The sequence below is a fragment of the Pseudoalteromonas sp. LC2018020214 genome, from assembly GCF_016598755.1.
Taxonomy (GTDB): Bacteria; Pseudomonadota; Gammaproteobacteria; order Enterobacterales; family Alteromonadaceae; genus Pseudoalteromonas; species Pseudoalteromonas distincta.
The window spans coordinates 2,069,201-2,088,446 of sequence record NZ_CP066804.1; the positions used below are offsets into that span (position 1 = coordinate 2,069,201).

The window sequence follows — 19,246 nt, forward strand, 5'->3', positions numbered from 1 at the left end:
TATGAGTGTACTGTCTTATTTTTCGGGTATTGAAAACGTGTGGCTAAATAAGCTTATTACTAAGCTAACAAGCTCAAATAGTCGCAGCGTCAAAAGCGGCAATGTTTACATAATTGGTGCCGGCCCAGGAGACGCTGAGCTAATTACAGTAAAAGCGCAGCGTTTAATTAATATCGCCGATGTTGTTTTATACGATTGGTTAGTAAGCGATGATTTATTAAAAACGCTTCCTAAAAAAGCACAGCGAGTATTTGTAGGTAAACGTGCGGGTAAACATTCGATGACCCAAGCTAACATTTGCGAACTACTGGTTAAATACGCACAACAAGGCTTAAACGTAGTGCGTTTAAAAGGCGGCGATCCGAGTATATTTGCACGTATTAACGAAGAAGCCGATGCGCTTAGTGAGCATAATATTAATTTTGCTATTGTTCCGGGTGTAACAACGGCTTGTGCTACGTCCGCTTATACGGGTATTCCGCTCACTGCACGCGATGTAGCGCGTAGTGTTACATTTTTAACGGCGCAGTTTGCCGATCCTAACAAGCAACCTCATTGGCAAAATTACGCGTTTATGCCTGCAAACAACAACCCCACTTTAGTGGTTTATATGGGGCTTTCGCGCTTACAAACGCTAAGCTGCGGTTTGCAATCAGTGGGTTGGCCAAGTAATACACCCATCGCACTAATAGAGAATGCCACTACCACTAAGCAAAAGGTAATTACCAGTACGCTTGAACTAATAGTAAATGAGCATGCTAAACACAACCTTCAAGGCCCTACCCTAATTATGATTGGCGAAGTAATAAATCATAAAATGGCTATTAGTCCTGAGTTACTAAACAGTATAAATGTTAACGCATGACGTAAAATGAATAATGCACTTTTCGCGCTTACTACCTCCCCAGGAGTAGGCGCTTTTTTTGTTTTTAATTTGGGTTCAAGTTGTGTGCAATAACATACTTAAATGCACCAAATAAGTTAAAAGTAATGGTAAGTTAAATTATAGAAACAAAGTGAAAAACAAAAATAACACTTTAAGCAATTGTATTAGCTTGATTTTAAATTCAATGATGAAATTTATTAATGATTGGAACAGTGGTTGCACTTTAAAAACAAAAAAGTGTGGAATAATACCAATGGCGACAAGCAATCCTCTCACAAAACAGTTTTTATTAGCGGCTAAGTATCAAGAAATACACGCGCTAAAGCAATTACAAAACAGTTGTGCCTCGCTTACTAAATTAGGCGATTTTGTACATCAGTTACAAAAAGAACGTGCAATGAGTAATATATTTTTGGCCTCAAATCGCGAGCGATTTAAAACCCAATTACAAGAACAAATCCCTTTAAGCAGCAGCGCACAAACTGCATTTTATGATTCTCTTAAACAAACATTTATAAACGACAACGCCGATACTGGTCATACTCGGTTATTTAATTTAATTACCTATAGCCTGCAAACACTTGACGCATTGCCCGAATTACGCAATCAAATAGCACAACAAAACATTAGTGCAGTGCATGCTACGCAGTCGTTCACTCAGTTAATTGCTAGTTTACTCAATATTATTTTAGAGGCAGCAGATGGCGCAAGCGATCCTAAAATAACGCGTTTATTAGTTGCATTTTTTAACTTTATGCAAGGTAAAGAGTATGCAGGACAAGAGCGTGCCTGTGGTGCACAAGCATTTGCCGCGAGTAAATTTACCACTGAGCAAAAACAACAACTCGCGCATTTTGTACAAGAGCAAAACCACAGTTTTGACTTTTTTAATGAGTACGCCGATGCGCACCTTTTAAAATGCTTTGCCTCGTTAACAACACATCAGGTTAATAATCAGGTAGAGCAACTTAGAAGTTTGCTGCAAAAACTCGATGACGAGAATGCTCAACCGCTCTCGCAACTAAGCGAAGTATGGTATGAAGTAACCACTACGCGCATAGATATAATGCACAAAATTGAACAAAACATAGCAGATCAATTAATTGATACCGCAGCAATGCAAATAGCCTGTGCTCAACGTAGTTTAAATACAAATAAGCAAGTACTTAACAATATGGCAGAGCAGCACATAGCCCCGACTTTTGGGCAATTAGCCATTAAGCAACCAGAGCCAGAAGTAAGCCAAAATATAGCGGCCGATAAGCTCAATAGTAATAAAAGTATGTACGATTTAATTATCGAGCAAAGCCAGCATATTAAACAAATAAACCAAGCGTTACTTGACGCTAAAAAAGTTATTAGTGAGCAAAAGGTTATTCACCAAGCCAAGTACATACTTATTGAGCAGTTAAAGCTCACCGAAGAGCAAGCCCATAAACAGCTACAAAAACAAGCAATGGATACGCATAAAACCTTATTTAGCGTAGCGCAAAAAATTGTACAACTGAGCGATTAAATATGCTGTTTTTACTTGGGCATGTTGCTCTTTAGTAAGAACACTACCCTAAATAATAGTTATTTATTAAGTTACAAATTTCACACCCAGATTGAGTTTTGCCTTATTTTAAAATTGATTCATAACCTGCTGACTACAATAAGGTAAAACTCTAATTTGACGTCTATTTATAATGCAAATTATTCAACGCATTCAAAATAATCAACTACAATAAGTTAATCATTTGTTGCTTCTCATTTTAATGAGGCATATTTAATACTGTTGTAGGAGTTTGAATGCCCAATGTAGAGAGTTATATAGAAGGTGTATCATTAATAGATGAGCAGCAGTTAACAACTTCTCTTGATAATGACATTCAAACAAACATAGAAAACATTGCTGAGCTAATTTTAAACATTTTTGATGCGAGCTCATTTTCTATTGTTGCTAATCTGCCTTCAGGTGTCGTTGAGCTATATAAATCAGGTTCAGAAATAGCAGTAGCTAAAGAGCAACTATCTGATGATATTTTTAATGAATCGATTATTGTGCATGACCTTAAAATATTTAGAGTTATATCGCCTATTATTTTGCCCTCAAACCTTAAATTTGGATGGTTGATATTCGAGCGAGCAAGTGATTCACAACTTACAGAAAAAGAAAAATCAATTTTAAATAGTTTACAAAAAAACTTTGTAAATCAGTTAGTCCAACGTAAAAACTTATTAGATAAAATAAACAGTGCTAAGTTTAACTCAACAATTTGCGAGCAAAACAGAGAAGACGAAACTGAAAAAGATCGCTTAATTAAAAAATTACAAAAAATGAGCGATGAACTTGATGAATTTACCAGCATTGCTTCACACGATCTCAAGTCACCATTAAATGCTATAAAACGTTTATTAGAATGGGTTTATGATGATTGCAAAGATTTACTCCCTCAGGAGCACCTAGAAAATTTTCAGCTTGTGCTCAGCCGAGCTAATAGAATGCAAGTACTGCTAGAAGATTTACTAAGCTACTCGAGAATAAATAGCTGTGATTCAACTAGTGCAAACATATCTTTAGAAAGTCTTTACCAAGATATAGAACAAATTTTAGAAGTTCCTCAAACTGTCACTGTAGATATACACGCCAATAACGAAGTACTCGATATACCACTGATCCCTTTTAAAACTGTTTTTCAAAACCTTATTAGTAATGCAATAAAACATAACAATAAAGAGCACTCGGTTATCGATATTTCACTTATCCCCTCTAATCAATATTACATTATTGAAATAAAAGATAATGGTCCAGGAATTGACCCTAAGTATTTTTCACTCATATTTAAGTTATTTCAGACATTGCAATCTCGAGATGATGTTGAAGGGAGCGGCATCGGACTCTGTATTGCCAATAAGCTCATTATTAATTATGGGGGCAAAATTGAAGTAGCCTCCGATGGAAAGCTTGGCAGTACATTTACTATTTTTTGGCCCAAAGTTTAACTATGAAATTATCAATTATAAACGAGCATAATTTAGCTGCTCTTGGAAGGAACGTATGAATATTTTAATTGTTGATGATGACTTAGTTGATCGCAAATTAATTAAAAAAATGCTTATTTCTGATGGCTCTCATCATCATGACATTACCGAGGTAACGTGTGTTTCAGAAGGCTTGGACGCCATTGAAAAAACGCACTTTGATATAATACTACTCGATTATAATATGCCGAAAGAAGATGGCATTGAAATGCTAATTGAAATGCGTGCAAAGCCTAAACTCGGTAACACCGCAATTATCATGATTAGTTCCTCAGAGAACTCAGCTTTAGCTATTGAGTGTATAGAAGCCGGTGCTCAAGACTTTTTACCAAAAGGTGATATAACGAGGGATAGCTTAAATAAAGCGCTTATATATGCCAAAAAACGCTTCGAGGCAGAACAACGTATGCACAACAGTTATCTTGCTGTAAAGCATATGGCAGAACGGGATCAGCTTACTGGTTTGTCTAATCGATATCATTTTGAAGAAATACTAAAAGTAATGATAGCTAACAATAAACGTGCTAAAAACTGCGTGGCGTTACTTGCTTTAGATTTAGATAACTTTAAAAATATTAATGATACGCTTGGCCATAGTGTCGGCGACGAAATTTTAATACAAACAGTGGAAAGAATTCATAGTTGCCTGAGACAAAATGAAGGATTTGCACGCTTAGGAGGCGATGAATTTGCAGTTATAATAGGTGGAATTTGCAATATTAATCAAATAGGTATGATAGCAAATAGAATACTAGCTGAAGTGTCTAAGCCCTTTTTACATGAAGGTAGAACTTTAAATTGCAGTGTTAGTATAGGAAGTGCTTTATACCCAAACGATGCGACTGAATCGCATGAACTGCTAAAATGTGCTGACATTGCAATGTATCGCTCAAAGCAAAGTGGTAAAAGTAGAATTAGCTTTTACAAAGAGCAATATCAATATGAATTTAGTCGCCGGGTAGATATTCAAAATAGTATAAAAGAGCACATAGAGGAAAAAAACTTTAGGTTATTTTATCAACCTGTTTACTGTTCTAAAACACAAATGATGACAGGTGTTGAAGCACTGGTCCGTTGGCCAAATACAACCATTCATTATACCCCTGATGAGTTTATTCCTATTGCTGAAGAGTGTCGTTTAATTGATCCACTTGGAAAATGGATAATTGCGAGCGCTTTAGAGCAGTTATCTTTATGGCAGCAAAGCTATGAAACGCCGTTAACACTATCTATTAATATTTCACCTATTCAGCTACAAAAAAAGATTTTAGAGACCTATTTATTAGAGACAGTCAAAACATACAACTTAAAAACCAGTAGTATTATTCTTGAAATAACAGAAACAGCTTTTATGGAAAATAGTAAAGAAGTGATTGAGATATTAACTTCTTTGTCTAACAAGGGATTTAGGATTGCTTTGGACGATTTTGGTATGGGGTACTCATCCATATCTCATCTAATATCTTACCCTATTGATATAGTAAAATTAGACAAAAGCATGCAGTCGTTGGATGGAGAAAATAATAAGCGATTAAAAATAATCGAGAGTTTATCTTTAATGCTAAAAAAATTAGATTTTTCTGTGGTAGCTGAAGGAATCGAAACGAAAGCCCAACATCAGCTATGTAAAAAACTAAACATAGACTACTTGCAAGGTTTTCTATTTTCAAAACCTATGCCTGCAAACGAGATTAACTTAATACTCGATGACTATTGTAGAAAAATCATCCTTAAATAAATAGGTTATTTTGAGCCTCTGTAAAATTGAAGCTTAAATCAGACACCTATATAACTTTAAGCTAAAAACCTTTGGTTTGAGCCACATACTCAAACTAAAGGCTCTTCAATTGGCACAGCCTAATGGGTTAAAACTTAAAATACCTACAAATCAGCTGTATTTATCTAAATGCTGACCAATAACAGCCATCACTTTTTCTTTTAACTCTGCTGCCTGAAAACTTCCTTTTACAAGGTAACCTTTAACAAAGTCGTGTGACATTATAATCTTTTTTTCTTCTTCTCTTTCAGATGAGCTAAACATCATAACTACACACGAGCTTATCTCTATCATTTTTCTGAGTTTAGAGAACTCCTCTAAAAATTGAATGCCATTAACTTTTGGCATATTAATGTCTAAAAATATAAGAATTGGAGGAAATCCATCAGGGTACTTTATTCTATTCGATTCATAATTTTCGAGAAATTCTAACGCTTCTTGACCGTCTTTTTTTTCATAAATCGTAAGCTCTAACTTGGCTTCTTTTATTAGCCTTTTCAGAATATACCGGTCAACTTCGTTGTCATCGACAATTAATATAGGAGGTTTAATTTTTGTCATATTAGCTTATCCAATGGTATTACTATTTTAAATGTTGTGCCTTTATCAGAGCTTTGCAGTGATATTTCACCGTTTAAGTACTCAATATGTTTTTTAACCAACGCCATCCCTAAACCAGAGCCCGTACTCGTCTGTGCATGAAATCGCTTAAACATATCAAACACCTCACCTTGATGCTTTTGTGGTATTCCCATTCCGTTATCTGTAACAGTAATAAAAAACGTCTCTTGCTCATTGAAAATATCACAGCGGACATAAGGAGAGTCTTTATTTCTGTCGTAATACTTCAACCCGTTTGAAATTAAGTTTTCAATAATTTGAGCAAAACGCGCTTTTTCTGACTTTATAGGTACTGATAGATTAATTGTTGTCTCAAGCGTACAAGGATTATCTTTCATAAGCCAAGTGAGTCGCTCTTTCATATCAATAATTAACTGATTAAAGTCAATTACATCTCTATCTTCACTACCAATTTCAGCTTTAGCTAATAATAAAATATCAACAACAAGTGTCTCTAACTTTTCCATTTGTTGATAGATAACCAATGCATTTCGACTTGCCTCTTCAGTATCTCCTGCTTTTATATCTTCAATAACAAAATGCGCTAGGGATTTAGCCCCTGACAACGGTGATTTCAGGTCATGAGAAGCTCGATAAGCAAACTGTGCAAGTTCGTCATTTGCTTGCTGCAGGGAAGCTGTTTGGCTATTTATAATCTCTTTGAGTTCAATACTGTTTTCAATATTTAAAAGATCATTTTTAATCCGCTGCCTGGCCGCGATAACGAGTGCTTTTAATTCACCCGACGTTTTTATATCAAGCTCATCATCTAGATTAATATTGCTTTCAGGTTTACTTGATAAGAGCAGAGTAAGATTTCGAATAGAGCTGGATATAGTACGAGAAAGGTAACTTATAAAAATAATATTAAAAAAGGATATGACGATAACAAGTGGGATTAACGTCATTAGTATAAACGATACTGTTTTTCTGATTGGTTCTTCAAACATCTCAGAGTGTTTGTTAAAGCTGACAAGTGCAACATTAAGGTTTAGTAAAAAATCATCTCTACTGAGCTCACCTTTTTTATACTGAGTAACTGACAGTAGTGTTTTATCCGCAATTTCTATATCTTTTTCACAAATTGTTAAAGTTTGCTCTGTGTTAATAAATTTCATAACAGCGTAATTTAACGGGTTTATTTCTTCAATACACTCAATTGGTTGCTGCCTAATTAACAATATATCTGACTCAATGGTATTTATATCTATGGGGAGGTCATTTTCTATTTTTTTAACTGACTTGGTAAGTTGATGAGTATATTTTAAGTGAAGAAAATTAAGCTGGTGAAACTTAGCCCCTTTAGCTATTTCAAAAGCTGAGTAAACAGTAATACTTACCTCTGCAGCTGTTAAAATCACAATAAGCATCAGTTTTCTGGAGATATTCATATACGATACCTATTTTAGCTACTAACCCAACAGTTTTTTAATAACACTATAATAATTATAGTATTTATAACATTAGGTATAGCAGGTTTTATCTTTTTTACTAGGTCCTCTATAAATAATAATTTATGCTTAACTTTGTTCGCTTTTAATAAAAAAATCCTTTATTAGTTTTTTGCCACTATAAAGCAAACTTGGGTAATATTACGCCTCTAAAAGTGCTGGTGCATTGGCAAATACACCAGCAGCTAAATACAAACTTTGTTAAGTCATCCCATATTTAAAAAGTGTATTAACATGCAGCATTTTTTGAATGAAAAATATAGGCTCGTGTGTGGTCGTACACTAGGTTAAAAGTAAAAGCGTAAAGGGTTATAAAAAAAGTTACGCCGATATCCATTATTAATGCTTCCCATAAGCCTACGTTTAAAATGCTCGCCATTACGGGAATAGTAAAAACAAGTAACCCGCCTTGAAATAAAATCACGTGAAAAATACGGAATAATACAGATCGTTGCTCTTTTGCACCGGTAGCTACTTTGTCAAAAAACCAATTAAAAACAAAATTCCAACACATCGCAATCGTTGCAATTATAATCATAGTGCCCGATAAAGCCGATATTGCATGCTCTGTAAATACAGCCAAACCAATAATCGACAGCGTTACCGCTAATACTTCAAACAAAACAGCCTGAAACATCCTCTCTAGCGACCCCATTTTTGCATCCATAATTAACCCCTTTTACGCCAAATAATTAAAGAAAATAATAGTGACATAATTTAATTATTTGCAAAGTTAGTAGCCATCACCTTTAGTGATAAGATGAGCAAATAAGTACTCACCTTTAAGTTGAATGATATGTATAGTTTTGAGCAACTAAAAATTTTTGTAACCGTGGTAGAAACAGGATCTTTTTCGGCAACAGCCCGAAAGCTTAACCGTGCACAATCGGGAATTAGCCAAGCTATTTCTAATCTTGAAATAGCGATTAATCAAACATTGTTTACGCGTAATAAAAATATACCCAGCTTAACGATTAGCGGTAAGGCATTGTTACCTGTCGCATACTCTATACTTCATCAGCAAAAATATTTTGACCAAAAAGTGTATGCATTAGCAAAAAATTATGAGCATGAGGTAATTATAGCTATTGATGAAAGCCTAAATAATCAAGATATTTTAAAAGTGATTACCCCACTTGCTGATCAGTTCCCGATTACTAATTTCGAAATAATATCGACAACAACTGACGATGTAGAAAACTTAGTAAAAATAGGAAAAGCACAACTAGGTATCATTTATAGTGATGGGGAACTAAAAGTTGATATGGATTTTTTTCTATTGGGTCAAGCTCGATTTTTAACGATTTCATCACCAGAACACCCGCTTGCAAAGCTAAAGGCTGTAACAAGCAATGATTTAAAAGCCCATAGGCAATGTGTTCATCGCAGCCTTAGCCAAAAAGAGTTATGGTTTAGCTACGCAATTAGCTCTAGGATTTGGTACGCAAATACACATCAAACCCTTATCGACTTAGTAGTTCAGAGTATTGGTTGGGCGCTTGTACCCGAGTTTGCTATTAAGAAGTATATAAACCAAGCTGAAGTGATAACGCTACCCGTTACTCATGAACAAGGCGGTTGGCTTACTCCTGTGGGATGCGTTGTTTCAAGAAGCCAATCAACAGGACCTGTTCTTCAAAGTTTAATAAATAGGTTGCAGCAACACTTTTTAAAGAGTGATAGCGCGGGAATAGAACAGTTTTAAACTGCTTTATTCATTTTCAATAGCAAGCTTCTTCTTTAGCTTTTCTTGCCACTCTACAGCAAGCTCTGGCAAAGTTAATGCTTCTAAAAGTATGTCTTCATAACCTACGTATTTTTTATCAAAAAATGCCTGGAACAGTTTTTTAACTGATATGTCGTGCGAGGCTTTCTTCTCGATAACAACACTATCACCCGTTTTTGCAACGCCTTGCTCTAGTACCCTAAAATAAACGCCAGTGCAGTAATACTGCGTAAACAGCTTAAGACTGTTTTTATTATTAAGGGCGATAGCGAGTTTAAAACAAGGCACACGAGGCTGGCTTACTTCAAGCAGTGCAGTACCAATTCGAATATGGTCACCTATGTGTATATTCGCTTCATCAAGGTCAGAAATCGTGAAGTTTTCGCCAAAGGCACCTACAGCTAAATCATCATTCTCGAGGGTTTGTTTCCAATAATCATAATGATTGTGCGAAAACGCATAAACCGCTTTATCAACCCCGCCGTGATTAACTAAATCAGCTTGCTCATCCCCTATAATATTTAGCTTTTCAATAACAACAGGTTCGTTAGTTGGGGTTTTAAAAATACCGGTTTTAACCTCTTTTCCGTTATACACTACCGTTTTTATTTTAGAGATATTAGTAGAGATTATTTTCATTAAGACTCCCACCTACCCATCGCTTGTTTGTCACTTTGTTTAAACTCAACCCAATTTGATGAGTCTTTAAAGTGCTCTTTTTTCCAAAACGTGGCGTGGTTTTTTAAATAATCCATTATAAATTGTGCGCCTTCGAACGCGGCTTGGCGATGGCGGGACGTTACACCTACAAATACAATTTGCTCGCCAAGTGCTAAGTAACCAACGCGGTGAATAATGCATATTCGCGCCAGTTGCCAGCGAGTTTGTGCTTGCTCTGCAATAGATTGAAGCAGTTGCTCGGTCATACCAGGGTAGTGTTCAAGCTCAAGTGCAATAACATTATCGCCACTGCTAAACTCTCTTACCAAACCTGTAAAGGTGACAACAGCGCCATCGCTTTTATTATTACTACAAAGCGTATTGTGCTCGTCACCTACATTAAAATCATCGGTTTGTACTTGAATATGTATGCTCATTAGCCACCTGTAACCGGCGGGAAAAAGGCAAGCTCATCCCCTGCTTTCACTATTTCGTCGCTTGATGACATAGTTTGGTTAAGCGCTGCAAGTAGCTCACGCTCCTCCAGCCACGGTTGCCAGTGCGGGTATTGACTCACTAATCTTAATTTAAGCTCTGAAATAGTAAGCGGCTGCGTAATCTCAAGACTTAATTTACTGCACTTTAACCGCTCTTTTAGTTGCCCAAAAAACAATAGCTCTACTTTTCCGGCGCTAGATATTGCATCGTTTGGATTAATCGCGTTGCCAACTGCCATTTTTGCCCCCAGCTTTTTGAGTAACGCGCATGCCGCTAATTTCCATTAGTGGGTCGGCTGCTTTACACATATCAAACAAAGTAAGGCTAGCCACAGATACCGCTGTTAACGCTTCCATTTCAACCCCCGTTTTACCTGCAAGTTTGCAGTAGCTGGTTATTTTAATTTGGCTGTTTGCTTCATCAAGTTCAAAATCAACAGCGACTTTACTAAGTGCAAGCGGATGACAAAGCGGAATTAAATCAGCGCATTTTTTAGCGCCTTGAATACCTGCAATGCGTGCCACGCCTAGCACATCGCCCTTTTTGTTTTGATTAAGCATTACTTGCTCAAAGGCAAGCTTGCTCATGCTAATAAATGCTTCAGCTGAGGCATCGCGCAAGGTTACGTCTTTGAGCGATACATCAACCATATTAGCTTGGCCGTTTTCGTCAACGTGACTCAACATACTATTGCTCACGCGATTCACACTTTTTACCAATGGTAATGTGCGGTGCAAAGTTACACGGTTTATGCATTGAGTTAAGTTGATCTTTTATTATGCCTGTCCATGCTGTTTTGCATGCGCCTGTAGAGCCTGGCATACAAAAAATAACCGTGTTGTTAGCAAGTCCTGCCAATGCACGAGATTGAATAGTAGAGTTACCAATTTCGCCGTACGATATGTGCCTAAATAGCTCACCAAAACCGTCTACGCTTTTATCAAACAGCGGCGCAAATGCCTCTGGTGTTGAATCGCGTTCAGTAAAACCTGTACCGCCAGTTACTAAAATAGCATGAATGGTGTCATCGGCTATCCACTGCGATGCCACTGCACGCATTTGGTAAACGTCATCTTTAACTATGTCTTTATCAGCTAAGTGATGACCAGCCTCAGTTAGCGCTTTAATTAAGTAATGACCTGAGGTATCAGTAATTTCATCGCGTGTATCACTTACCGTCATTACGGCAATGTTTAATGCTATTTGTGACTCAGTTGTGTGGCTCATAATGTTCTTCTTAATTGATTAATGCTTTGGTCAAAATGCTCATTTACAGCTTTAAATTGCGCCGGTGTATTGGTGTTTATTAATGCATGCGCTTTATTACATAAAAGCGTTTGCACACCAATACTTTGGGTAAACTGTTTTATTGATTTATGACTGTTTGCGTTTGTGAGTATGTATTTTAAATGATTTTTTACACTGCTTGTATTACGAATATACAGCGGTAGTGGTTCATTTTCAAAGTGCCAAGCATGTATTTGTGGCTGATTTAATTGATTGCTCACACTTTGTACTTTATTTGACTGAGAAGCCAGCACAATTGTGCTTAACAAACTACTCGTAAGTAGAGGCATATCTACCGCAGTAATAAGTAAGTCGTGCTCAGTGGCTATTAATGTGGAATAAATTCCGCCAAGGGGTCCACTATTTGGGTATATATCTTTAACGTACTTTTCTGAAGGATAATCGCTCGGTGAATATTGGCTCGATGATTTAACTGGATTTGTAACGTTGCGGCTTATTAGTATGTTTTTAGCGCCTACGTCTTTTAATAAATCACACGCATTGTGCAATAGCGTTTTATTTTTTAAAACTAAATCGGCTTTGTCTGTGCCCATTCTTGATGACTTACCACCAGCAAGCACAACACCTGTAAAATTTCGCTTAGCTTTTATATTAGATTTTATATTAGCTTCCATATTAGCCGCCTAACATGGCTAAGTGAGTTGTCGCACCTGTTAAGCGTTTATCTAGCTCATGACTTATTTCTTTATTGCCCATAGCAGCTCGAATTGCCTTTACGGTCGCTGCAGTATCGTCCTCGTTTAGCAGTTCGCGTAAATCTATACCTTGCTCAGCAAACAAGCATAAGTGTAATTTACCCAGCGCCGACACCCTTAAGCGATTACAACTTTTACAAAAATCTTTACTGTACGGCATTATTAAACCAATACGACCATCGTAATCAGGATGACAAAATTCCTCAGCGGGTCCGTTTAATTTCCCTCTAACTACTTGTAACCAACCTTGGTCGAGTAATTGTGCTTTAACCGTTTGCCCACTTAAGTGGTTTTCTTCAAAAAAGGTGGCGCCGTCACCTGTTTCCATTAATTCTATAAAGCGAACCGTAACTTTGTGGTGTTTTACCCACGCTAAAAAATCCTTCAATTGGTTTTTATTAAACTGCTTAGCAAGCACTGCATTTATTTTTATATCTTTTATACCCAGATCTACCGCGCGTTCAATCCCTTTTAAAATAAGGTTGAGTTTGTCGTGCCCTGTTATGAGCTTAAACATACTCGGATTTAAACTATCAATACTGACATTAAGCGCATCAAGCCCGGCTTCTGCAAATTCATCAATTTTTTTTAATAAATTAAACCCGTTGGTAGTAATGGCTACTTTTTCTATGCCGGGCGTGTTTTTACAAAGTTTTATAATATCGGTTACGTCGTTTCGCAAGCACGGTTCGCCACCTGTAATACGCACTTTTTTAGTACCTAGTTCTGCAAACGCATTTACAAGCGTGCTAATTTCATTTTTATTTAAAAAATTACGCGGCGTATCGCACTGATATCCGTTTGGTAAACAATAACTACAACTAAAATTACATACATCGGTTATTGAGAGGCGCAAATAGTTAAACTGCCGACCAAATTGATCATTAAGCATATGCTTCCTTTTTTCTTTACATTACAACCGCAACATCAATGCTGCTAGAACCTGCTTTGTAATGTTGTTTTATTAATTGGCTTAATTGTGTTTTACACGAACCGCAGTTCGTCCCACATTTAAGTTCAGACCCCAATTGCTCGACTGTGTTTGCACCGTTTTTAATGGCGTTTATAATAGGCTGCTCTCTTACTTTAAAGCAGCTACACACTTGCACGCCTTGGGTAAATTCTTCATCGGGAGTTGCATAAAGCAAAGACTGTAACTGTGTAAAGGTCAGTAATGGCTCTGCAAATAAATGGTTTATCCACTCAAGTGATATTTCTTTTTGCTCGTTAGAAATAACACCAACAAACGCTAATTGATCGTTTTGAATACACTGCACATGCATGGCTTTTGCCGTATTCATAGCCGACCACTGCCCTTGTAAACCGGTTAAGGTTTGGCAGTAATACAGTAAATCACTTTTTGGCTCATTAAGCGCCAATTGGTAATTAAAGCAATTACTTGCATTAACTTTGAGCCAAAAATCACTGTTTATAACAAATTCGTTTTTAGCAAACAGCTGCATATATTGCCCAAAGGGTGCTTTAACTATATTAACAGCGCCGTGTTTGCACTCAGCCTGACCAGATAGAGGGTCAACTACCGATTGATACAACCCACTTACTGTAGCGGATGATGCAAATTGCTTATTCCAATGAATAGGCATAAAGCATTCACCTTTTCGCACAGCATCGGTTACTTTTGCATGCGCGGTAACCTGCCCTGTTTGGGCAATCGCGCTTATTAAATCGTTTTGTTTAATTGCTAATTTACTGGCATCAAGCGGATTAATTTCAATATACGGGCGTGTAATATGCGATGAAAGCGCAGTGCTTTTACCCGTGCGGCTCATCGTATGCCATTGGTCGCGTATACGTCCTGAGTTCATTACAAACGGATAATCACTTGATGTTTGTTGCACAGGTAATTGCGGCGTTATAGGTATAAAACGCGCCTTTTTATCAGCGGTGCTAAATTGGTTATTTGTAAAAACCTGACCGTTTTTATAAGGCTGATTTTTAACAACAGGCCACATAATGGGTTTTAAGTTATCGTACTGGCTTTTTGTGAGCCCAACTAAACCAGAGAGGTTTAATAATCGGCTGCCGTTATTTTCAAAGTCGGTTAATTGTGCCCATTCTTCAAAAATGCCACTTGGATCTGTAAAATCAAAACCTTCAAAGCCCATTTTTTTAGCGACTTCACACATAATTTGCCAATCGTTTTTAGCACCCGAATAAGGCGCTACTAACGGGCGCTGTCTTGATATTCTGCGCTCTGAGTTAGTTACTGTGCCGTTTTTTTCGCCCCATCCGGTTGATGGAAAGGCAACATCGGCAAATTTTAACGTATCACTTTTTGCAATACAGTCAGATACAACCACCAGCTCACAGGTCTCTAATGCTTTTTTAATAGCGGCGTTATTGGGCAAGCTCACCATTGGGTTTGTTGCCATTATCCACACTGCTTTTATTTTGCCTGCGGCTATTTCATCAAACATATCAATAGCATTGCTGCCTGCTTTGTTAGCAATAGTTGGCGAGAGCCAAAAGCGTTGTACAAGTGATTGATGCGCTTCGTTTTCAATATCTAAGTGCGCCGCTAACTGATTAGCCAAACCACCGACTTCGCGCCCGCCCATCGCATTGGGTTGCCCAGTAATTGAAAACGGACCACTGCCTGGCTTAAGTAATTTACCTGAGGCTAAATGCGCATTAATAATGGCGTTGCATTTATCTACACCCGAACTTGACTGATTTATACCCATTGAATAAAAGCTAATTGCGCTTGGGCTGTTAGCAAATAGCGCGTAAAACTCAGTGACTTGCTCAATTGCTATATCGCAAAAGTCGCTAACTGCCTCACAGCTCCATTTTTGTGCCTCTTGCAATGCGCTTTCAAAGCCGTTTGTGTGCTGAGCAATAAATTGCGTATCGAGGTGGTTATGCTCATTTAAATAATTAAGCAAACCGTTATAAAGCGCAGCGTCACTGCCTGGTTTTATATTTAAAAATGTGTCGGCAAGCTCCGCTGTGTCAGTTTTACGCGGATCAATAACCACCACTTTCATATTTGGGTTAAGCTGCTTTGCACGCTCCATTCGCTGATATAAAACCGGGTGAGTCCACGCGGCATTAGAGCCAATTAAAATAAGTAGCTCAGTTTGCTCTAAATCCTCGTAGGTACACGGCACTACGTCTTCACCAAAAGCGCGTTTATAACCTGCCACAGCAGATGACATACACAGGCGCGAATTTGTATCAATATTGCCTGAGCCTATATAGCCTTTCATTAATTTATTAGCAATGTAGTAATCTTCAGTAAGTAACTGCCCCGATACATAAAATGCCACCGCATCAGGTCCGTGCTTTTGTATTATGTCGTTAAATTTATTGGCAACATGGTCGGTTGCTTCATCCCACGTAACAGCTTGATTATTAATAAGAGGCGACGTTAAGCGGTTATCACTGCCTGTGGTGTCGAGCAAATGGGTGCCTTTTACACATAAACGACCAAAGTTTGCGGGGTGCTCTCGCATGCCTTCAAGCTTGGTTGGCACATTATTAAAAAGTGAAATATCAACACCGCACCCTACACCACAGTAAGCACATGTTGTTTGTTTTAAACTGGTTTTATTTATAGTTGGTGACGTGTTTGCGGTTGTCATACTACTGCTCTCTTTTAGTGTGCTTTAATTTATGCAGGCTGTTTTACAGGCTCATTAAGGGTAACTACGTTAATAGTGTTACTTGCTTTAGCGAGCGCGCTGTTTATTACGTTTTGAACGAGCTTTTCACACCCTCCACAACCTGTACTGGCTTTGGTGCTTTGCTGCACACTTGCCAAATCTATGCAGCCGTTAGAAACTGATTGTTCAATGGTGTGTTTGGTTACTTTATGACACGCGCAAATAATGGCGTCATCAGGCAAGTCATCGGCGCTTAGCTCTGCTATGTCGCCGGCAAGGGGCATAATGAGCGCTTCGGGATCGGTGGTAAGTTCAATGTCGTTTAAATGATATTGCAGCAAATTGTCGTAATCGCTGGTATCGCCAACAAGTACCGCGCCAATCAGCTTATTACTTTGTGAATTAGTGACTATTTTTTTATAAATACCATTGGCTTGGTCTTCAAAGTAATAGCTTATTGCGCCTTCGCTGCGTGCATGCGCATCGCCGATAGAGCCTACTTCAACACCCATTAATTTAAGCTTGGTGCTCATATCGGCACCGCTAAATTCATCGGCTTTATTGTCTAAGCCAGTACTTTGTAAACTACCTTGCTGCGTATCTTGTAAAATATGACCAACTGCTATTTTAGCCATGGCGTAACCAGGTGCCACTAAGCCAAAAATAAAATTATTCCACAGTGCACATTCACCAATAGCGTATATGTTTTTATCGCTCGTTTGGCAGTGGTTATTAATTACAATACCGCCACGCTCGCCTAACTCTAAATTAAACTCGCGGGCCAAATTATCATAAGGGCGAATACCCGCCGAAAATACAATCATGTCGGTTTCAAGGGTTTTACCGCCCTTAAAACACATTTTGTAACGGCAACTTTCACCCTCTACTATTTCCTCGGTTGCTACCGATGTATGCACAGTAACGCCCAAGTCTGTAATTTTGTTTTTTAGTAACCGACCGCCCCCCGCATCAACTTGTACGCCCATAAGTTGCGGTGCAAATTCTATTACGTGAGTATGCAGACCCAGTTGCTTTAATGCGTTTGCAGCTTCAAGCCCCAGTAAACCGCCACCAATTACCACGCCTACTTTGCTGCCGTGGGCTGAATTTTTTATTGCGTGTAAATCGTTAATGGTGCGATAAACAAGGCAATGCTCGCGATCTTTACCCGGTATAGGAGGTACAAATGGGAATGAACCTGTAGCAAGCACAAGCTTGTCGTATTCAAACAACTCACCTTTAGCGGTCGTTACAGTTTGCGTATCACGATTTATATCAACCACTTTAGAATGAGTATGAAAGCGTACTTGCCAATCGTCATAGGTTTTATTGCATGTAAGTGCGAGGTCGTCTGCGGTTTTGCCTTTAAAAAAAGAGGATAGTTGTACGCGGTCATACGCTAAACGGTCTTCACCGCTAAGTACCGTAATCTCAAATTGTTCATCAGCTTGATTTTGAGAAACTAGCTGCTGCACAAAATGATGCCCCACCATTCCGTTTCCTACCACTACAACACGCTGCTTGCTTAGCATTTACTCACCTTAAAATGATATCTACTTTAGTGATTGACTAAAACTGACATCGAATAATTTGTTATAGGATTGTTATAGCAATATGTAAGCCAAATATATAAGCGTTTAAAATCAGCAGGTTGCCCATACTGGTGCAGAGGTGAAAAGCATAAAGCCCCACAAGATGGTGCAATTGCACCATCTTGTATCGCTATAAATTAATGAAGAAAGTTAGAAGGGAAATTAAGTACAACAAAGGGTTAAAATTTAGCGCTCATCCATACCCACAATTTTTGAGTATCGACTTTATTAGCAGCAGTATCGCCCGCTGAGTAATCAGCGTATTTAACACCTACTGCATATTGTTTATTAATAGGTTTAACATATTGTACGTTTAGTTCAGTACCTAAATCGTCAACCCCATTTGATTGCTCATTAGCATCAAAACTGTGATAAGCCACCAGCCATTTTCCGTCAAACGCTTTACCGTTTAAGCTTATGTAAGTGTCGTCCAAGCCTTGTGTGGGTGTATTTAAAAACGTATCTGCCCAACCATTAAATTTATGTAACGTGGCAAGCGGCGTTGCAAACCCGTAATCGCTATTGTCTGAGCCAAGTGATTCTATGCCGACTTTTAATGTTACTGTTTTTATTCCCAAACCATTTAAATCGACTGCACCTTCAAGTGCATAGTAATCGGCATCAAAATCACTCACGCCTGTTGAAGCAGACTGCGTTGCATACTCCGCTTTGTAATAAAATTTTATGTCGTTTAGGGTTTTATTACCATTAAAAGAAACGCCATAAGTGTCTAAACTGTCATCTTGTAGTGCATCGTCACTTAATAAGTAACTGTATAAAACCACTTTACCGTAGTCTGTTTTAAAACTTGCATTAATTAGATGATCGGACGATTTAATATCTTTATCGTCAGCAAATATGCGGTTACGCTTATTTAAATAACTGTATTGTAAATCGATGTTGTTAAATGCGTAATTAATGGTTGCTGCATCAAATGTTTGCCTATCTTGGCGCCAACCTACGTGCCCAACAAAACGCTGCCCATCAAGGGCTATTACTTGGCGTCCTACTTTTAGCGATAGGCCATCGCGGGTATATTTAACAAAGCCTTGATCAATCTCAGTGGTTTCTGGATCGGCAATAACTGAGTAATCGGTATTTTTACCCACTGTATTATTGTAATCATCTACGCCCAATAGGCTGCGAGTGTCTTCTACTTCAATAAGGGCTGAAAAACCATTTACCTCATCTGTTTGATGCGTTAAGCGGGTTCTAAGTGTTAAGCCGCTTGCATCTTTTAGAGCATTGTTTTGATCAACGCTTTCAAAACGCAGTCTAAAATCAAGATCAGTTTGCGAAGCTTGGCTTATTGAAGGCGCAGTGAAGCAACCCAGTATAAAAATAATAGGTAAGTTGTTCTTATAGTTAAGCATTTTGGTTCT

18 protein-coding genes are annotated in these 19,246 nt (G+C 37.9%); 5 read left to right on the top strand and 13 right to left on the bottom strand.

The annotated features are described in order from the left end of the window. The first annotated feature begins 1 nt into the window (after window position 1). From cobA to JG479_RS09125, 4 genes are all read left to right on the top strand, one after another. A complete protein-coding gene (gene cobA / locus JG479_RS09110; RefSeq protein WP_200218807.1) occupies window positions 2–865 on the top strand; it encodes a uroporphyrinogen-III C-methyltransferase in 864 nt (287 codons plus the stop codon). Between the two features lie 274 nt (window positions 866–1,139). Next, window positions 1,140–2,402 (top strand): nitrate- and nitrite sensing domain-containing protein, encoded by a 1,263-nt coding sequence (locus tag JG479_RS09115; protein ID WP_182737628.1) that lies wholly within the window; start codon window positions 1,140–1,142, stop codon window positions 2,400–2,402. Between the two features lie 275 nt (window positions 2,403–2,677). Beyond that, window positions 2,678–3,871 (top strand): sensor histidine kinase, encoded by a 1,194-nt coding sequence (locus JG479_RS09120; RefSeq protein WP_200218809.1) that lies wholly within the window; start codon window positions 2,678–2,680, stop codon window positions 3,869–3,871. Window positions 3,872–3,926: 55 nt separating this feature from the next. Further along, the gene (locus tag JG479_RS09125) at window positions 3,927–5,648 is read left to right on the top strand and encodes a two-component system response regulator (RefSeq protein WP_200218812.1); all 1,722 of its coding nucleotides are present in this window, start codon (window positions 3,927–3,929) and stop codon (window positions 5,646–5,648) included. 150 nt (window positions 5,649–5,798) lie between these two features. On the opposite strand, the gene JG479_RS09130 is transcribed toward JG479_RS09125, so the two are convergent. The 3 genes from JG479_RS09130 to JG479_RS09140 all read right to left on the bottom strand — a co-directional run bounded on the left by JG479_RS09130 (window position 5,799) and on the right by JG479_RS09140 (window position 8,426). Next, a complete protein-coding gene (locus JG479_RS09130) occupies window positions 5,799–6,248 on the bottom strand; it encodes a response regulator (protein WP_039488082.1) in 450 nt (149 codons plus the stop codon). After that, complete coding sequence (locus JG479_RS09135) at window positions 6,245–7,699, bottom strand: sensor histidine kinase (protein WP_200218814.1); 1,455 nt, start codon at window positions 7,697–7,699, stop codon at window positions 6,245–6,247. The genes JG479_RS09130 and JG479_RS09135 overlap by 4 nt, the downstream gene beginning before the upstream one ends. Window positions 7,700–7,988: 289 nt before the next feature. Further along, a complete protein-coding gene (locus JG479_RS09140; protein ID WP_007585216.1) occupies window positions 7,989–8,426 on the bottom strand; it encodes a PACE efflux transporter in 438 nt (145 codons plus the stop codon). 129 nt (window positions 8,427–8,555) lie between these two features. Between JG479_RS09140 and JG479_RS09145 the strand changes: the two genes are divergently transcribed. Next, complete coding sequence (locus JG479_RS09145) at window positions 8,556–9,464, top strand: LysR family transcriptional regulator (protein ID WP_200218816.1); 909 nt, start codon at window positions 8,556–8,558, stop codon at window positions 9,462–9,464. Window positions 9,465–9,470: 6 nt separating this feature from the next. On the opposite strand, the gene JG479_RS09150 is transcribed toward JG479_RS09145, so the two are convergent. From JG479_RS09150 to JG479_RS09195, 10 genes are all read right to left on the bottom strand, one after another. Beyond that, window positions 9,471–10,124, bottom strand: a complete 654-nt coding sequence (locus JG479_RS09150; RefSeq protein ID WP_200218819.1) for an MOSC domain-containing protein — start codon at window positions 10,122–10,124, stop codon at window positions 9,471–9,473. Continuing rightward, complete coding sequence (gene moaE / locus JG479_RS09155) at window positions 10,124–10,582, bottom strand: molybdopterin synthase catalytic subunit MoaE (protein WP_033030657.1); 459 nt, start codon at window positions 10,580–10,582, stop codon at window positions 10,124–10,126. Before moaE ends, JG479_RS09150 begins: the two co-directional genes overlap by 1 nt. Further along, window positions 10,582–10,881 carry a MoaD/ThiS family protein gene (locus JG479_RS09160; RefSeq protein WP_200218821.1) on the bottom strand — a complete coding sequence of 100 codons (300 nt, stop codon included), beginning with the start codon at window positions 10,879–10,881 and terminating at the stop codon, window positions 10,582–10,584. The genes moaE and JG479_RS09160 overlap by 1 nt, the downstream gene beginning before the upstream one ends. Then, window positions 10,859–11,329 carry a cyclic pyranopterin monophosphate synthase MoaC gene (gene moaC, locus JG479_RS09165; protein WP_007375236.1) on the bottom strand — a complete coding sequence of 157 codons (471 nt, stop codon included), beginning with the start codon at window positions 11,327–11,329 and terminating at the stop codon, window positions 10,859–10,861. Before moaC ends, JG479_RS09160 begins: the two co-directional genes overlap by 23 nt. A gap of 1 nt (window position 11,330) precedes the next feature. Continuing rightward, window positions 11,331–11,870: a molybdenum cofactor biosynthesis protein B gene (gene moaB / locus JG479_RS09170; RefSeq protein ID WP_039488093.1), complete on the bottom strand. Its 540-nt coding sequence runs from the start codon at window positions 11,868–11,870 to the stop codon at window positions 11,331–11,333. Then, on the bottom strand, window positions 11,867–12,565 hold the full coding sequence (locus tag JG479_RS09175; protein ID WP_200218824.1) for a molybdenum cofactor guanylyltransferase: 699 nt from the start codon (window positions 12,563–12,565) through the stop codon (window positions 11,867–11,869). The genes moaB and JG479_RS09175 overlap by 4 nt, the downstream gene beginning before the upstream one ends. Window position 12,566: 1 nt before the next feature. Next, a complete protein-coding gene (gene moaA / locus JG479_RS09180; RefSeq protein WP_024603705.1) occupies window positions 12,567–13,538 on the bottom strand; it encodes a GTP 3',8-cyclase MoaA in 972 nt (323 codons plus the stop codon). 16 nt (window positions 13,539–13,554) lie between these two features. Next, on the bottom strand, window positions 13,555–16,251 hold the full coding sequence (locus JG479_RS09185) for a nitrate reductase (RefSeq protein ID WP_200218827.1): 2,697 nt from the start codon (window positions 16,249–16,251) through the stop codon (window positions 13,555–13,557). A 29-nt stretch (window positions 16,252–16,280) separates the two neighbouring features. Continuing rightward, entirely contained in the window at window positions 16,281–17,804 is a 1,524-nt protein-coding gene (locus tag JG479_RS09190; protein WP_200218830.1) for an FAD-dependent oxidoreductase, read from the bottom strand. A 239-nt stretch (window positions 17,805–18,043) separates the two neighbouring features. Next, window positions 18,044–19,237, bottom strand: a complete 1,194-nt coding sequence (locus tag JG479_RS09195) for an alginate export family protein (RefSeq protein WP_200218832.1) — start codon at window positions 19,235–19,237, stop codon at window positions 18,044–18,046. Between the last annotated feature and the right edge of the window lie 9 nt (window positions 19,238–19,246).

Bases quoted from the DNA above. Each gene is read 5' to 3' on its own strand.
- JG479_RS09160 (WP_200218821.1), bottom strand. From the start codon at position 10,881: ATGGCAGTTGGCAACGCGATTAATCCAAACGATGCAATATCTAGCGCC.
- moaB (WP_039488093.1), bottom strand. From the start codon at position 11,870: ATGAGCCACACAACTGAGTCACAAATAGCATTAAACATTGCCGTAATG.
- moaE (WP_033030657.1), bottom strand. From the start codon at position 10,582: ATGAGCATACATATTCAAGTACAAACCGATGATTTTAATGTAGGTGAC.
- JG479_RS09135 (WP_200218814.1), bottom strand. From the start codon at position 7,699: ATGAATATCTCCAGAAAACTGATGCTTATTGTGATTTTAACAGCTGCA.
- cobA (WP_200218807.1), top strand. From the start codon at position 2: ATGAGTGTACTGTCTTATTTTTCGGGTATTGAAAACGTGTGGCTAAAT.
- JG479_RS09185 (WP_200218827.1), bottom strand. From the start codon at position 16,251: ATGACAACCGCAAACACGTCACCAACTATAAATAAAACCAGTTTAAAA.
- JG479_RS09125 (WP_200218812.1), top strand. From the start codon at position 3,927: ATGAATATTTTAATTGTTGATGATGACTTAGTTGATCGCAAATTAATT.
- JG479_RS09190 (WP_200218830.1), bottom strand. From the start codon at position 17,804: ATGCTAAGCAAGCAGCGTGTTGTAGTGGTAGGAAACGGAATGGTGGGG.
- moaA (WP_024603705.1), bottom strand. From the start codon at position 13,538: ATGCTTAATGATCAATTTGGTCGGCAGTTTAACTATTTGCGCCTCTCA.
- JG479_RS09140 (WP_007585216.1), bottom strand. From the start codon at position 8,426: ATGGATGCAAAAATGGGGTCGCTAGAGAGGATGTTTCAGGCTGTTTTG.
- JG479_RS09145 (WP_200218816.1), top strand. From the start codon at position 8,556: ATGTATAGTTTTGAGCAACTAAAAATTTTTGTAACCGTGGTAGAAACA.
- JG479_RS09130 (WP_039488082.1), bottom strand. From the start codon at position 6,248: ATGACAAAAATTAAACCTCCTATATTAATTGTCGATGACAACGAAGTT.
- JG479_RS09120 (WP_200218809.1), top strand. From the start codon at position 2,678: ATGCCCAATGTAGAGAGTTATATAGAAGGTGTATCATTAATAGATGAG.
- JG479_RS09115 (WP_182737628.1), top strand. From the start codon at position 1,140: ATGGCGACAAGCAATCCTCTCACAAAACAGTTTTTATTAGCGGCTAAG.
- moaC (WP_007375236.1), bottom strand. From the start codon at position 11,329: ATGTTGAGTCACGTTGACGAAAACGGCCAAGCTAATATGGTTGATGTA.
- JG479_RS09195 (WP_200218832.1), bottom strand. From the start codon at position 19,237: ATGCTTAACTATAAGAACAACTTACCTATTATTTTTATACTGGGTTGC.
- JG479_RS09150 (WP_200218819.1), bottom strand. From the start codon at position 10,124: ATGAAAATAATCTCTACTAATATCTCTAAAATAAAAACGGTAGTGTAT.
- JG479_RS09175 (WP_200218824.1), bottom strand. From the start codon at position 12,565: ATGGAAGCTAATATAAAATCTAATATAAAAGCTAAGCGAAATTTTACA.